This window comes from Thioalkalivibrio sp. ALE30 (assembly GCF_000377465.1).
GTDB lineage: Bacteria > Pseudomonadota > Gammaproteobacteria > Ectothiorhodospirales > Ectothiorhodospiraceae > Thioalkalivibrio.
Window position 1 is genome coordinate 50,690 of the sequence record NZ_KB898176.1, and the last position, 12,770, is coordinate 63,459.

The following is a 12,770-nucleotide window of genomic DNA, read 5'->3' on the forward strand; positions in this document are numbered from 1 at the left end:
GCGCCATGAAAGAACAAGTCTCCAAGAACGAACGTCTGTCGGCTCTGGTGGACGGAGAAACGGATGACTTCGAGACGCGTCGCCTGATGGACGAACTGGTGCGGTCCGAGGAGGATCGGGCCCGCTGGGAACGCTATCACCTGATCGGCGACAGTCTGCGCGGGGGGATGCGTCGCACCGCACCCGCGAGCTTCATGGACGGCGTCCAGGCGGCCCTGGCCGAAGAGGCCCCGCTGTCGGTCGCGCGCAAGCCGGATCAGCCGCGCTGGCTGAAGCCGGTGGCCGGTACTGGCGTCGCCGCCGCGGTCGCGATGGTCACCCTGGTCGGGATGCAGATGATCGGCCCCGACTCCGGTGCGCCGGAGGCGACGCCGGTCGCCAGCGAGGGCACGCCGGCGCAGCTGGCCGACGGTATCCAGCGGGTCAGCACCACGGGTTCCGAGGCGCCGGCCACCGAGCCGGAAGGCCTGGATCCGCGCTTTGCCCGATACCTCGAAAACCATGCGGAACTGATGGGGCCGGGGTCCACCGCCCTGGGTCGTGTTCGCTTTTCGGTGAGTGACGAGTAACGCGTGATGCGCCGCAGCCTCGCGTACGCCCTGGTTGCCGCTACCGCGCTTTGTTGTCTGCCTTTGCCGGTCCTGGCGGGGGAGGCGTCCCCCGCCGACTGGTTGCAGCGTATGACCGGCAGCCTGCACTCGGAGAGTTACCAGGGGACCTTCGTGCTCCAGCGCGACGATCGGCTGGACGCCATCCGTGTGGTACACGCCGCCGAGAACGGTGGCTACCGTGAACGTCTGGAGACCCTGACCGGCGCCCCGCGCGAGATCCTGCGTTCGGTCGACCGGCTGAGTGCCCTGAAGGGTGCCCGGGCGGCGGCGGGTGAGCCCCCGCACGGACCGGCCGGTGCGCCGGTGTTCCTGCTTGAGCGCCACGATCACTATGAACTGAAGGACATGGGCGCGGACCGCGTGGCCGGTCTCGACTGCCGCATGATCCTGGCGCGGGCGCGCGATACCTTGCGCTACAGTCATCGCTACTGCCTGCATACGGAAACCGCGCTCCCGCTGCTGAGCGAGCTGTACGACGGGCATGGCCATCTGCTGGAACGTCTCGCGTTCACCAGTCTCGAGCGTCTGGAGGAGGTCGCCGAGGGTGCTCTCGAGCCCACGCAGGAAGACGCGGAGCGGGTCGAAGTGCGGGCCGATCGTGGCCACAAAAAGCCCGAATGGGACGCACAGACGGGCATGGACGGCTGGCACTTCGATGCGCTGCCGGACGGTTTTACCGCGATCGCCGCGACCGAACGTCCGGTCGGGGATGGCGAGGCCCGTCTGCGCCACTTCGTGCTGAGCGACGGCCTTGCCTCGGTTTCGGTGTATATCGAAAAGACCAGTGGCGAGCGAATGTTCGAGGGCACGACCCGCGCGGGCGCCACGCACGGCGCGGCCCGCTCGATTGCCGGGCACCAGGTAACCGCGGTGGGCGACGTCCCGCGGGCCACGGTTCAGGGTGTGCTGGATGCGATCGTGTACCACTCCGGTGAATGATTCCTCGCGGGGCGCAGCATGAGTGAATGGATCCGCGAACAGGGCATTGTGCTGTCGGTGGAGGGCTATGCGGCGCGCGTGCGCATCGAGCGCCAGTCGACCTGCGGCAGTTGTTCGGCCCGTTCGGGCTGCGGCAGCGGGGTGCTCTCCGAGGTTCTCGGCCGCAAGGCGGTGGAGGTGACCGTCGGGCATCCTGGAACGCTGCAGCCCGGGGATACCGTGACCCTGGGGATCCGTGACCAGGCCCTGGTCTCAGGGGCCCTTGCAATGTACCTGCTGCCACTGGCCGGGCTGGTGGCGGCGCCCGGCCTGATGATGCTGGTCGCGCCCGGGCTGGGCGAGGGAATACACCTGCTCGCCGGCGCCCTGGGCTTTGCCGCGGGCCTGTATGCGGTACGCGTCTGGCTGCGCCGTCGGGCGCCGGATCTGGCGCCGGTGCTGCTGGAGCGTCATCCGGCCTCGGGGGTGCATGGCTCCGCCGGCTCCGTGCTCACGCCGCGACCCTGAGGGTCTGTGTGCGCCCGCGGGAACTTGCGGGTGGGTGCGGCTTTCTAGAGCGTTGAACCTTCGACTTCCCAATGCGGATCAGATGATGATGAAACCGATGCAATGGGCACTGGTGGCCCTGACCTTTCTCGCCCTGTCGCTGCCGGCCTCGGCGCGCATGCTGCCGGACTTCGTGCCGCTGGCGGAGGAACACAGCCCGGCGGTGGTGAACATCGCCACCACCCGCGAGCGCGAGAATCCGCATCGCGGCCAGATGCCGGACTTCGAGGGCACGCCCTTCGAGGACCTGTTCGAGCGTTTCTTTGGCGGTCCGGGCGGCTCGGGCGAGCGCGCCCCGGAGAGCTTCGAACGCAACTCGCTGGGTTCCGGCTTCATCTACACCGAGGATGGCTACATCATCACCGCGAACCATGTGGTGGACGGAGCCTCGGAGGTCGTCGTCCATCTGTCCGACCGGCGCGTGTTCGACGCCGAGATCGTCGGCAAGGACCCGCAGAGTGACGTGGCCCTGCTGAAGATCGACGCCGAGGACCTGCCGACCCTGAAGCTGGGTTCTTCGTCCGACCTGAAGGTCGGCGAATGGGTGCTGGCGATCGGTTCGCCGTTCGGCTTCGATCACTCCGTCACCGCCGGCATCGTCAGCGCCAAGGGGCGCAACCTGCCGACCGAGAACTACGTCCCGTTCATCCAGACCGACGTGGCGATCAATCCGGGCAACTCGGGCGGGCCGCTTCTGAATCTGGATGGCGAGGTCATTGGCATCAATGCCCAGATCTACAGCCGCACGGGCGGCTTCATGGGCCTGTCCTTCGCCGTGCCTATCGAGATGGTGGAGGACGTGGTGCAGCAGCTGCGGGAACACGGCGAGGTGACGCGCGGCTGGCTGGGTGTGCTGATCCAGGAGGTTACGCGCGAGCTGGCCGACTCCTTCGGCATGGACAAGCCCACCGGCGCCCTGGTCGCGCGGGTGCAGGCCGACAGCCCGGCGCAGAAGGCCGGCTTCGAGACCGGTGACGTGATCCTGTCGTTCAACGGCATCGAGGTGCCCAACTCCTCCGCTCTGCCGCCGATCGTCGGGCGCACGCCGGTGGGTACCGAGGCCGAGGTGGAAGTGCGCCGCGGCGACGAGACCCGCACCATCACGGTCGAGATCGAGCGCCTGCCGGACGACATCTCGGCCCAGCGTGGCGGGCCACAGCGGCAGACGCCGGAGCGGACCGAGCCGCAGAGCCTGCTGGGGATGGTCCTGGAGCCGCTGGAGGCCGAACGCGCCGCGGAGCTGGACGTGGACGCCGGCGTGGTCGTGCGGGAGGTCGTCGACAACCCGGCGCGTTCCGCCGGCCTGCGCCCCGGCGATGTGATCGTGCAGTTCGGCGGCCATGCCATCGACTCGGCGGAGACGCTGGAGCAACAGATCGCCGAGGTCGGCGACCGGCGGACGGTGCCGGTCCTGGTGTATCGCGGCGACAACCCGACCTACATCGCCCTGCGCATCCCGCGGGACTGAGACCGCCTTCGGGGCGCACGCCCCGGGGCCGCCATGGAGCAAGGGAGGGCTGTCGGCCCGGTCGGCAGCCCTCCCGATCGTTTGCGGATGACCGAACTGACGCTTTATCACCGCGAGAGCTGCGGTCTCTGCCATGACATGCTGGCCGAGATTATGGCCCTCAAAAGCCGTTATACTTTCGCGCTTACGGTCGTCGACATCGACGAGGACCCGGAGCTGCAGGCGCGTTTCAACGTCAAGGTCCCGGTGCTTGCGGTCGACGGCGACATTCTCTGCTGCCATTTCCTCGACCGAAAGGCACTGCTGGACCAACTGGCCCCTGCATGACCGAAACCCGCCTTACCCGCAATTTCTCCATCATCGCGCATATCGACCACGGCAAGTCCACGCTGGCGGACCGCCTGATCCAGGGCTGTCATGGCCTGACCGAACGCGAGATGTCCGAGCAGGTGCTGGACTCGATGGATCTGGAGCGCGAGCGCGGGATCACCATCAAGGCGCAGAGCGTCTCGCTGTACTACGACGCCCAGGACGGTGAGCGCTATCAGCTGAATCTCATCGACACCCCGGGGCATGTGGACTTCTCCTACGAGGTCTCGCGCTCGCTGTATGCCTGCGAGGGTGCGTTGCTGGTGGTGGATGCCTCGCAGGGCGTCGAGGCGCAGAGCGTCGCCAACTGCTACACCGCGATCGATCAGGGGCTCGAGGTCGTCCCGGTGCTGAACAAGATCGACCTGCCCGCCGCCGAGCCAGACCGGGTGGCCGCGGAGATCGAGGACGTGATCGGTATCGAGGCCACGGATGCCCTGCGCGTCTCCGCCAAGACTGGCGAGGGTATCGCCGAGCTGCTGGAGGAGATCGTGCGCCGGATCCCGCCACCGGAGGGCGATGCCGAGGCCGCGCCCAAGGCGCTGGTGATCGACTCCTGGTACGACAACTACCTGGGCGTGGTGGCGCTGGTGCGGGTCAAGGCCGGACGCTTCTACGCGGGCCAGAAGATCAAGGCGATGTCGGTGGGGCGGGCGCACGAGGTCAGCCGGGTCGGCGTATTCACGCCCAAGCCGGTGGACCGCAAGACGCTGGAGGTTGGCGAGGTCGGCTATCTGATCGCGACCATCAAGGACATCTCCGGGGCCAAGGTGGGCGACACCTTCACCGATTTCAACAACCCGGCGGACGAGCCGGTACCGGGCTTCCAGGAGATCCAGCCGCGGGTATTCGCCGGGCTGTTCCCGGTCAGTGCGGACGACTTCAACGACCTGCGCGAGGCGCTGGACAAGCTGCGCCTGAACGATGCGGCGCTGTCGTTCGAGCCGGAGACCTCGCAGGCGCTCGGGTTCGGCTTTCGCTGCGGCTTCCTCGGCATGCTGCACATGGAGATCGTGCAGGAGCGCCTGGAGCGGGAATACGACCTGGACCTGATCACCACCGCGCCCACCGTGGTCTACGAGGTGGAGCGCAACGACGGCGAGGTGGTCTCGGTGCACAACCCCTCCGAGCTGCCGGCGAACAACGAGGTGGCCGAGATCCGCGAGCCGATCATCGAGGCGAATATCCTGGTCCCGCAGGAGTATGTAGGGGCGGTGATCACTCTGTGTGTCGAGAAGCGCGGTGTGCAGACGAAGATGCAGTACCTCGGGCGCCAGGTGCAGCTGTCCTACGAGCTGCCGATGTCCGAGGTGATGCTCGACTTCTTCGATCGGCTGAAGTCCGCGACCCGCGGCTATGCCTCGTTCGACTACCAGCCGCTGCGCTTCCAGGCGGCGCCGCTGGTGCGCGTGGACATCCTGATCAATGGCGACCGCGTGGACTCGCTGTCGGCCATCGTGCATCGCGACCATGCCGAGTCGCGCGGGCGCGAGATCATCGAGCGCATGGCCAAGATCATCCCGCGTCAGATGTACGAGGTGGCGATCCAGGCGGCGATCGGTTCCAAGATTATCGCGCGCGCCACGGTCAAGGCGATGCGCAAGAACGTGCTGGCCAAGTGCTACGGCGGCGACGTAACCCGCAAGCGCAAGCTCCTGGAGAAACAGAAGGCCGGCAAGAAGCGCATGAAGTCGATCGGCAAGGTGGATGTGCCGCAGGAGGCCTTCCTGGCGGTGCTGTCGGTGGACGACGACAAGAAGTGACAATCAGGCCTGCGGCCCGGAAGGGCCGTCGGGCACTCCCCGGCGGGCCGGGAACAGAGGACACGGCATGGCAAATCTCGAACTGATCCTGGTGCTGGCAACCGCCGTGACCGGCCTGATCTGGCTGGGCTGGGTGATCCTGCGGCGGCGTCGCAGCCCGGAGCGCCAGCGGGCGATGCCCTGGTTCGTGGACTACTCGCGTTCGTTCTTCCCGGTGCTGCTGATCGTGCTGATCCTGCGCTCGTTCGTGGCCGAGCCCTTCCGCATCCCCTCCGGGTCGATGATGCCCACCCTGCTGGTGGGCGACTTCATCATGGTCAGCAAGTTCTCCTACGGGATCCGCCTGCCGGTCACCCGCACCAAGATCCTCGATACCGGCGAGCCGGAGCGTGGCGAGGTCGTGGTGTTCAAGTATCCCCGCAACCCCGCCGAGGACTACATCAAGCGGGTCATCGGTCTGCCGGGCGATACCATCGCGTTCCGCGATCGCGTGCTGTACGTGAATGGCGAGCCGCAGCCGGCCGAGCGGGTTGGAACCTTCGAGGGCGAGGGCTCCGGGCAGGTCATGTCGGGCGCGTCGATGTTCGAGGAGACCCTGGATGGACGCACCTACAACACCCTGATGCGCGAGCAGCAGGCGAGCCTCGACGGTTCGGTCACGGTCCCCGACGGTCACTACTTCATGGTCGGTGACAACCGCGACAACTCCAACGACAGCCGGGTCTGGGGGTTCGTCGCCGAGGAACACCTGGTGGGCCGGGCGCTCTTCATCTGGCTGCATTGGGATTACAATGAAGGCCATCGGGACTTTTCCCGGATCGGCCAGGCGATTCGCTAGGCCGTATTCCGCGGGAGCAGGCAACCAGGGGGCAGGGTATTCATGCGACATTCCAGACACTCGATGCAGGGCGCGGGCGCGGTGACGATTCTTGCGCTGATCTTCCTCGCGCTGCTGGTCGGCACCTTCGTGATCAAGATGGGTACGCAGTACACCCAGTTCCTGACTGTGCGCTCGATCATGCAGGATGTGGCCACCCAGACCGGCGCCGCCGACAAGAGCGAGCGCGAGCTGTGGCGCGAGATCAATCGCCGGTTCCAGATCAATTCGGTATACGACGGGATCGGCGAGGACAACTTCAGCGTGACCGAGCACGGGGAGGGCCGCCGCCTGAACCTGGAATACGAGGTGCGCCGCGAATTCCTCGGCAACGTGGACGTGGTGGCACGCTTCTCGAACAGCGAGACACTCGCCCCTTGAGGAGGGCGGCGTCGATCCGTTGCATGCCTCCAGGGGTGTTTTCGTGAGTCGTGACTTTCGCAGCCTGCTGCCGCCGGCCGTGCGCGATGGCGAGGGTGTGGGCCAGGCGCTGACCCACCGCAGTGCCGGCGGGCGCAACAACGAGCGTCTCGAATTCCTCGGGGATGCCGTGCTGGGCCTGGTGATCGCCGACGCCCTGTACGAGCAGCTCCCGGACGCCCCGGAGGGCGACCTGACCCGCCTGCGTGCCGCGCTGGTCAATCGCGAGTCGCTGGCCGCGCTGGCGCGCGAGACGGGACTGGAGGGCACGCTGAACCTGGGCCAGGGCGAGCGCAAGAGTGGTGGTCAGCGCCGCGACTCCATCCTCGCGGATGCCGTGGAGGCCCTGATCGGGGTGACCTATCGCGAGGCCGGCATGCAGGCCGCGCGCGAGTTCACCCTGGCGCTGTACGCCGAGCGCCTGCAGGATCTGCCGTCGGCCGAGTCGCTGAAGGACCCGAAAACCCGCCTTCAGGAACAGCTGCAGGGCCGCAATGCGGAGCTTCCGGTCTACGAGGTGCTGGAGGTGGCCGGCCCCGATCACAAGCGCCAGTTCACCGTGGCGGTGCACCTTCCCACCCAGGGCTGGGGGCAGCGCGGCCAGGGCTCCTCGCGGCGCCGCGCCGAGCAGGCCGCGGCCGAGGCCGCCCTGAAGCGCCTGCAACAGGTACAGGAACAATGAGCGAAACCGATGACCGCCCCGCGGGCGAATCCACGCGCTGTGGTCTGATCGCGCTGATCGGCCGGCCCAACGTGGGCAAGACCACGCTGATGAACCGTCTGGTCGGCGAGAAGCTGGCGGCGACGACCCGGCGGCCCCACACCACGCGCAACCGCATCCTCGGAATCGTGACCGAGGGGCAGGACCAGATTGTGCTGATGGATACGCCCGGCATCGACACCGAGCGCACCCAGCTCGTGAACCGCGTCCTCAACCGCACGGCCAGCCAGGCGCTGGCGGATGCCGACCTCGTCTGCTTCATCGTCGAGGCCGGCCAGTTCGGCCCGGGCGACGAACGCATCGAAGAGACCATTCGGCATTCCGGGCGCCCGGCGCTGCTGGTGATCAACAAGGTCGACCAGTTCCGCGAGAAGGAGGAGCTGCTGCCGTTCATCCAGGCCCGGGCCGCGAGTTTCGACTATGCCGGCGTGGTGCCGCTGTCGGCGAAGACCGGCTCCAATCTGGAGGGCCTGATCGCGGAGATCCGGGGGCACCTCCCGCAGGGCCCGTTCCTGTACGACCCCGATCAGCTCTCGGATCGTCCTCAGCGTTTTCGCGCCGAGGAGATGATCCGCGAATCCATGCTCGAGCATCTGGGGCAGGAGGTTCCGTACTCGGTGGCGGTGCGCGTGGAGGACTGGTCGGACGAGCCGCGCACGACACACATCGACGCGGTCATCCTGGTCGAGCGCGACAGCCAGAAGGGAATCGTGATCGGCAAGGGTGGCCAGCGCCTCAAGCGGATCGGCCAGGCGGCCCGCGTCCAGCTGGAAGAACTGCTGGAGCGCAAGGTCATGCTGCGTCTGACCGTGCGGGTGGAGGCCGACTGGACCCGCAACCCGCGGGCCCTGCGCGAACTCGGCATCGAAGAACCCCGATGAGGGCCCCGCGACGGGCATGAGTGGCGCGGGGTCGGCGGTCACCCAGGGGGTCGTGCTGCACGCCCGCCCGCTGCGCGAGAACAGCCGCGTGCTGGATCTGCTGACCGCCGGGAGCGGCCGCCTGTCGGCGGTGGTGCGCGGCAAGGCCGGGTCTGTCCAGCCGTTCGTGCTGCTGGATCTGGCCTGGCGCGGGCGCGGCGAACTGCCCACCCTCAGCGTCGCCGAGCAGCAGCGGGTCTTCCCGCTGACCGGACGGTCCCTGGTCTGCGGGCTGTACCTGAACGAGCTGATCCTGCGCCTGTACCCGCGCGAGGCCCCGATCCCGGAGGCCCTGCCCGCGCTGCTGTCCGCCTACGCCCGGCTGGCCGCGGGCGAACGCGCCGATACCGCCCTGCGTCGTGCCGAATGGGCCCTGCTTGCCCCGCTGGACTCCGGGCTGGAGCATGTCGAGCCGGCCGAGCTGGACCCGGATGGCTGGTATCGCTACGACCCGGAGGCCGGACTGGAGCCCGTGGCCGCCGGACGGGGCGAGGCGATCCCCGGTTCGGCGCTGCGGGCGCTGGCCACCGGGGAGGACGTGCCGGATAATCATGCCCGCGTCAGTCGCGACTTCATGCGCCGGCTGATCGACATCCACCTGGCCGGCCGGCCCCTGCGCACCCGGGGTCTGCTGTAGGCTTCGGGACCGCATCCAACCAAGGGCACCGCCTCATGTCGCATCCTGCTCCGCTCAAGCTCGGGGTCAATCTCGATCACATCGCCACCATTCGCCAGGCGCGGCATACGCCGTATCCGGACCTGATGCAGGCGGTGCGCCTGGCCGAGGCCAGCGGCGCGGACTCCATCACCCTGCACCTGCGCGAGGACCGCCGCCATATCCAGGACGACGATGTCTTCGGGATCAAGCCCCGGCTCAAGGTCCCGATGAACCTGGAGATGGCGGCCACCGAGGGTATGCAGGCGATTGCCCTGAAGCTGCGTCCGGCGGCGTGCTGCATCGTGCCGGAGAAGCGCGAGGAGCTGACTACCGAGGGTGGGCTGGATGCCGTGGGGCAGCTGGAGCGCCTGCGCGAGTTTGTCGCGCCCCTGACCGCCGCGGGGATCGAGGTCTCGCTGTTCGTGGAGCCGGATGCGCGCCAGCTGGAGGCGGCGGTGGCCATTGGCGCGCCGGTGGTGGAGCTGCACACCGGTGCCTATGCCAACGCCCGTGATGCGGCCGAGCGCGAACGCTTGCTCGCCGGCATTAACGAGGCCGCTGCCGCCGGCCGGGAGATGGGGCTGGTGATCAACGCCGGCCACGGGCTGGACTACGACAACGTGCGCCCGATCGCGGCCAACCCGGTTTTCCACGAGCTCAATATCGGGCATTCGATCGTCGCGCGGGCCCTGTTTACCGGCCTGCCCGAGGCGGTCAGTCACATGCGCGGGCTGATGGATGCTGCCCGCCAGGGGCTTCCGGCCGGGCAGTACCCGGTCTGAGCGCGATGATCCTCGGGATCGGGACCGATCTGGTGCAGGTCGCGCGCATGCGCGGCATGTGGGAGCGCCACGGCCGCCGCCTCGCCGAGCGCATCCTGCATCCGCTGGAGCAGGCCGATCTGCCATCCCATGAACCGGCCGGGTTTCTGGCCCGGCGCTTTGCCGCCAAGGAGGCGCTGGCCAAGGCGCTGGGCTGCGGGGTCGGGGCTGACATGGCGCTGGCGGAGGCGGGGGTGACCCATGACGCTCGCGGGCGCCCCGAATTCGTGCTGGCCGGGCGGGCCCGGGCCACGGCAGACCGCCTCGGTGTGCGCGCGATCCATCTCAGCATCAGCGACGAACGCGAATACGCCCAGGCCTTCGTGGTCCTCGAAGGTGGCGAGTAACCCGCCTTTCCCTCCGGGCGAGGTTGCCCGGGTTGGGGCGGCTCCCTAGAATGTGGCTCCTTATGCCTGCCGGTGTCCGCGGATGCCGCGGCAGGCCAGCCCTGAGCGAGCGACGGAGTCCAGTCAATGCCCTGGAACGAACCGGGAAACAACAACCGCGACCCCTGGAGTGGGGGTGGCGGCGGCCAGCGCGGTAGCGGTGGCGGCGGGGGTGGCAATCAGCCCCCCGACCTCGAGGAGATGATGCGCAAGCTGTCGCGTCAGCTGAATGGTATCTTCGGCGGGGGCGGCAGCGGCGGCTCGGGCGGTTCCGGCAGTGGCGGCATGGGCCGGGGTGCCCAGGCCCTGGTCAGCCTCGGCCTGATTATCGCGCTGGTGGTCTGGCTGGCGTCCGGCTTCCACATCATCTCGGAAGGCGAGCGCGGCGTGGTGCTGCGCTTCGGCGAGTTCCAGCAGGTGAAGAACCCGGGGCCGGGCTGGCATCTGCCCTATCCCATTGAGCGCATCGAGATCGAGAACGTCGACAACGTCCGGACGCTCGAGCATCGCGCGCTGATCCTGACCGGCGACGAGAACATCATCGATGTCGATATCGCGGTGCAGTACCGCATCCTCGACCTGGTCGACTATCTCTTCAATGTCCGCAACCCGAACGCCACGGTGAACCGGGTGATGGAGTCGGCGATCCGCGAGCGCATCGGCAAGAACAACCTCGAATTCATTCTCGGCGAGGGGCGTGGCGAGATCGCCTCGTCCTCGCGCGTGGTGATGCAGGAGAACCTGGACGCCTACGGTGCCGGCATCATCGTCACCGCCGTGTCCATGCAGCAGGCGCAGCCGCCGGAACCGGTGCAGGAGTCCTTCGCCGACGCGATCCGCGCCCGCGAGGACGAGGTGCGCTTCCGCAACGAGGCCGAGGCCTACGCCAATGGCGTGATCCCGCGGGCCCGTGGTCAGGCCGCCCGCATCATCGAGGAGGCCGAGGGCTATCGCGATCAGGTGATCGCCCGGGCCGAGGGTGATGCCTCGCGCTTCGACCAGTTGCTGGCCGAATACCAGCAGGCCCCGGATGTGACCCGGGATCGTCTCTACCTGGAGGCGGTCGAGGCCGTGCTCGAGGATTCGCGCAAGCTGATGCTGGACGTGGGCAGCAGCAACAACCTGATGATGCTGCCGCTGGATCAGTTGTTCCAGGGCGCCGCGCGCAGCGGGAACAGCTCCGGCGACACACCGACACCGCGGCCGCTGGATACCAGCCGCAGTGTCTTCAACAGTGGCTCGGGTACGAGCAGCCGGCTGGGTGATCGCGACCCGGCCGCCCAGCGTTCGCGGGAGGTGCGCTAATGCTCCGCATAGCCGGTATTGCCGTGGTCGTGCTCGGTATCGTCGTTGCCCTGTCGACCTACACCGTTGACGAACGCGAACGCGTGATCAAGTTTGCCCTGGGGGAGATCCGCGAGGTCGACCCGGCCCCGGGCCTGCACTTCAAGTTCCCGCTGATCCAGAACGTCGAGAAGTTCGACGCCCGGATCATGACGCTGAATATCCCGCCGGATCGGTTCCTGACCTCCGAGGCGAAGAACATCATCGTCGATTTCTACGCCAAGTGGCGGATCGACGATGTCGGACAGTTCTACCGCGCCACGCGCGGCGACGAGCGTCTGGCCGAGGAGCGCCTGGCGCAGATCCTGCGCGACGGGATGCGTAACGAGTTCGCCCGCTTCGAACTGCAGGATGTGGTCGCTGGCGAGCGCCTGACGATCATGGGCGCGGTGCGTCAGACGGCACTGGAGACCGCTCAGGAGCTGGGCATCAATCTGGTGGATGTGCGCATCCGCCGCATGGACCTGCCCGACGAGGTATCCGAGTCGGTGTACGAGCGCATGCGGGCCGAGCGTCAGCGCGTGGCCCAGGACTTCCGGGCCCGCGGGCAGGAAGAGGCCGAGCGTATCCGGTCGCGGGCCGACCGCGAGCGCACGGTAATCCTGGCGAATGCCTATCGCGACTCCGAGGAGATCCGCGGTGCCGGTGACGCCCGGGCGACCGAGACCCTCGGGCGTTCGTTCGGCGAGGACCAGGAGTTCTTCCGCTTCTATCGCAGCCTGATTGCCTATCGCAACAGCATGAGCGGCGATAACAGTACCTTCATCCTGGAACCGAACTCCGAGTTCTTCCAGTACTTCAATGCCCCCGGGGGCGAACGTCCGGCGCCGCTGCCGACCCGCTGAGCGGGGCGGGAACCGGGTGGCTGCGGCCGCCCCGAAGGTCGCCGTTTGAACGGGCCCGGAGGTATCCGGGCCCGACTTTTGC

General features: G+C 67.9%; 15 protein-coding genes. All 15 read left to right on the forward strand.

Translation table 11 applies throughout. The features are described 5' to 3' along the window. The first annotated feature begins 5 nt into the window (after positions 1–5). A complete protein-coding gene (locus D107_RS0111945) occupies positions 6–569 on the forward strand; it encodes a sigma-E factor negative regulatory protein (RefSeq protein WP_018881561.1) in 564 nt (187 codons plus the stop codon). 6 nt (positions 570–575) lie between these two features. Continuing rightward, positions 576–1,550 (forward strand): MucB/RseB C-terminal domain-containing protein, encoded by a 975-nt coding sequence (locus D107_RS0111950; protein ID WP_081619385.1) that lies wholly within the window; start codon positions 576–578, stop codon positions 1,548–1,550. Between the two features lie 18 nt (positions 1,551–1,568). Next, positions 1,569–2,057, forward strand: coding sequence for a SoxR reducing system RseC family protein (locus D107_RS0111955; protein ID WP_018878315.1), 489 nt, complete (start codon positions 1,569–1,571; stop codon positions 2,055–2,057). Positions 2,058–2,139: 82 nt separating this feature from the next. After that, positions 2,140–3,564 (forward strand): DegQ family serine endoprotease, encoded by a 1,425-nt coding sequence (locus tag D107_RS0111960; protein ID WP_018867222.1) that lies wholly within the window; start codon positions 2,140–2,142, stop codon positions 3,562–3,564. Between the two features lie 87 nt (positions 3,565–3,651). Beyond that, the gene (locus D107_RS0111965) at positions 3,652–3,891 is read left to right on the forward strand and encodes a glutaredoxin family protein (RefSeq protein WP_017940958.1); all 240 of its coding nucleotides are present in this window, start codon (positions 3,652–3,654) and stop codon (positions 3,889–3,891) included. After that, positions 3,888–5,696, forward strand: a complete 1,809-nt coding sequence (gene lepA, locus D107_RS0111970; protein WP_018867223.1) for a translation elongation factor 4 — start codon at positions 3,888–3,890, stop codon at positions 5,694–5,696. Before D107_RS0111965 ends, lepA begins: the two co-directional genes overlap by 4 nt. A 67-nt stretch (positions 5,697–5,763) precedes the next feature. Continuing rightward, positions 5,764–6,534 (forward strand): signal peptidase I, encoded by a 771-nt coding sequence (gene lepB / locus D107_RS0111975; RefSeq protein ID WP_018878317.1) that lies wholly within the window; start codon positions 5,764–5,766, stop codon positions 6,532–6,534. 63 nt (positions 6,535–6,597) lie between these two features. Then, positions 6,598–6,954, forward strand: coding sequence for a DUF4845 domain-containing protein (locus D107_RS0111980; RefSeq protein WP_018867225.1), 357 nt, complete (start codon positions 6,598–6,600; stop codon positions 6,952–6,954). Positions 6,955–6,997: 43 nt separating this feature from the next. Further along, complete coding sequence (gene rnc, locus D107_RS0111985) at positions 6,998–7,675, forward strand: ribonuclease III (protein ID WP_018867226.1); 678 nt, start codon at positions 6,998–7,000, stop codon at positions 7,673–7,675. Next, positions 7,672–8,595, forward strand: a complete 924-nt coding sequence (gene era / locus D107_RS0111990) for a GTPase Era (RefSeq protein ID WP_018881562.1) — start codon at positions 7,672–7,674, stop codon at positions 8,593–8,595. The genes rnc and era overlap by 4 nt, the downstream gene beginning before the upstream one ends. A gap of 16 nt (positions 8,596–8,611) precedes the next feature. Then, complete coding sequence (locus D107_RS0111995) at positions 8,612–9,271, forward strand: DNA repair protein RecO (RefSeq protein WP_018867228.1); 660 nt, start codon at positions 8,612–8,614, stop codon at positions 9,269–9,271. A 35-nt stretch (positions 9,272–9,306) separates the two neighbouring features. Next, positions 9,307–10,074 (forward strand): pyridoxine 5'-phosphate synthase, encoded by a 768-nt coding sequence (gene pdxJ / locus D107_RS0112000; protein WP_018881563.1) that lies wholly within the window; start codon positions 9,307–9,309, stop codon positions 10,072–10,074. 5 nt (positions 10,075–10,079) lie between these two features. Next, positions 10,080–10,460, forward strand: a complete 381-nt coding sequence (acpS, locus tag D107_RS0112005; RefSeq protein ID WP_018878829.1) for a holo-ACP synthase — start codon at positions 10,080–10,082, stop codon at positions 10,458–10,460. A gap of 126 nt (positions 10,461–10,586) precedes the next feature. Beyond that, complete coding sequence (gene hflK, locus D107_RS0112010) at positions 10,587–11,804, forward strand: FtsH protease activity modulator HflK (protein ID WP_018881564.1); 1,218 nt, start codon at positions 10,587–10,589, stop codon at positions 11,802–11,804. Continuing rightward, positions 11,804–12,688, forward strand: coding sequence for a protease modulator HflC (gene hflC / locus D107_RS0112015; protein ID WP_018881565.1), 885 nt, complete (start codon positions 11,804–11,806; stop codon positions 12,686–12,688). The genes hflK and hflC overlap by 1 nt, the downstream gene beginning before the upstream one ends. The last annotated feature ends 82 nt before the right edge of the window (positions 12,689–12,770 follow it).

Coding starts and splice junctions, on each gene's coding strand:
- acpS (WP_018878829.1), top strand. CDS start 10,080: ATGATCCTCGGGATCGGGACCGATCTGGTGCAGGTCGCGCGCATGCGC.
- D107_RS0111945 (WP_018881561.1), top strand. CDS start 6: ATGAAAGAACAAGTCTCCAAGAACGAACGTCTGTCGGCTCTGGTGGAC.
- D107_RS0111995 (WP_018867228.1), top strand. CDS start 8,612: ATGAGTGGCGCGGGGTCGGCGGTCACCCAGGGGGTCGTGCTGCACGCC.
- lepB (WP_018878317.1), top strand. CDS start 5,764: ATGGCAAATCTCGAACTGATCCTGGTGCTGGCAACCGCCGTGACCGGC.
- D107_RS0111960 (WP_018867222.1), top strand. CDS start 2,140: ATGATGATGAAACCGATGCAATGGGCACTGGTGGCCCTGACCTTTCTC.
- hflC (WP_018881565.1), top strand. CDS start 11,804: ATGCTCCGCATAGCCGGTATTGCCGTGGTCGTGCTCGGTATCGTCGTT.
- D107_RS0111965 (WP_017940958.1), top strand. CDS start 3,652: ATGACCGAACTGACGCTTTATCACCGCGAGAGCTGCGGTCTCTGCCAT.
- D107_RS0111980 (WP_018867225.1), top strand. CDS start 6,598: ATGCAGGGCGCGGGCGCGGTGACGATTCTTGCGCTGATCTTCCTCGCG.
- pdxJ (WP_018881563.1), top strand. CDS start 9,307: ATGTCGCATCCTGCTCCGCTCAAGCTCGGGGTCAATCTCGATCACATC.
- era (WP_018881562.1), top strand. CDS start 7,672: ATGAGCGAAACCGATGACCGCCCCGCGGGCGAATCCACGCGCTGTGGT.
- D107_RS0111950 (WP_081619385.1), top strand. CDS start 576: ATGCGCCGCAGCCTCGCGTACGCCCTGGTTGCCGCTACCGCGCTTTGT.
- D107_RS0111955 (WP_018878315.1), top strand. CDS start 1,569: ATGAGTGAATGGATCCGCGAACAGGGCATTGTGCTGTCGGTGGAGGGC.
- hflK (WP_018881564.1), top strand. CDS start 10,587: ATGCCCTGGAACGAACCGGGAAACAACAACCGCGACCCCTGGAGTGGG.
- lepA (WP_018867223.1), top strand. CDS start 3,888: ATGACCGAAACCCGCCTTACCCGCAATTTCTCCATCATCGCGCATATC.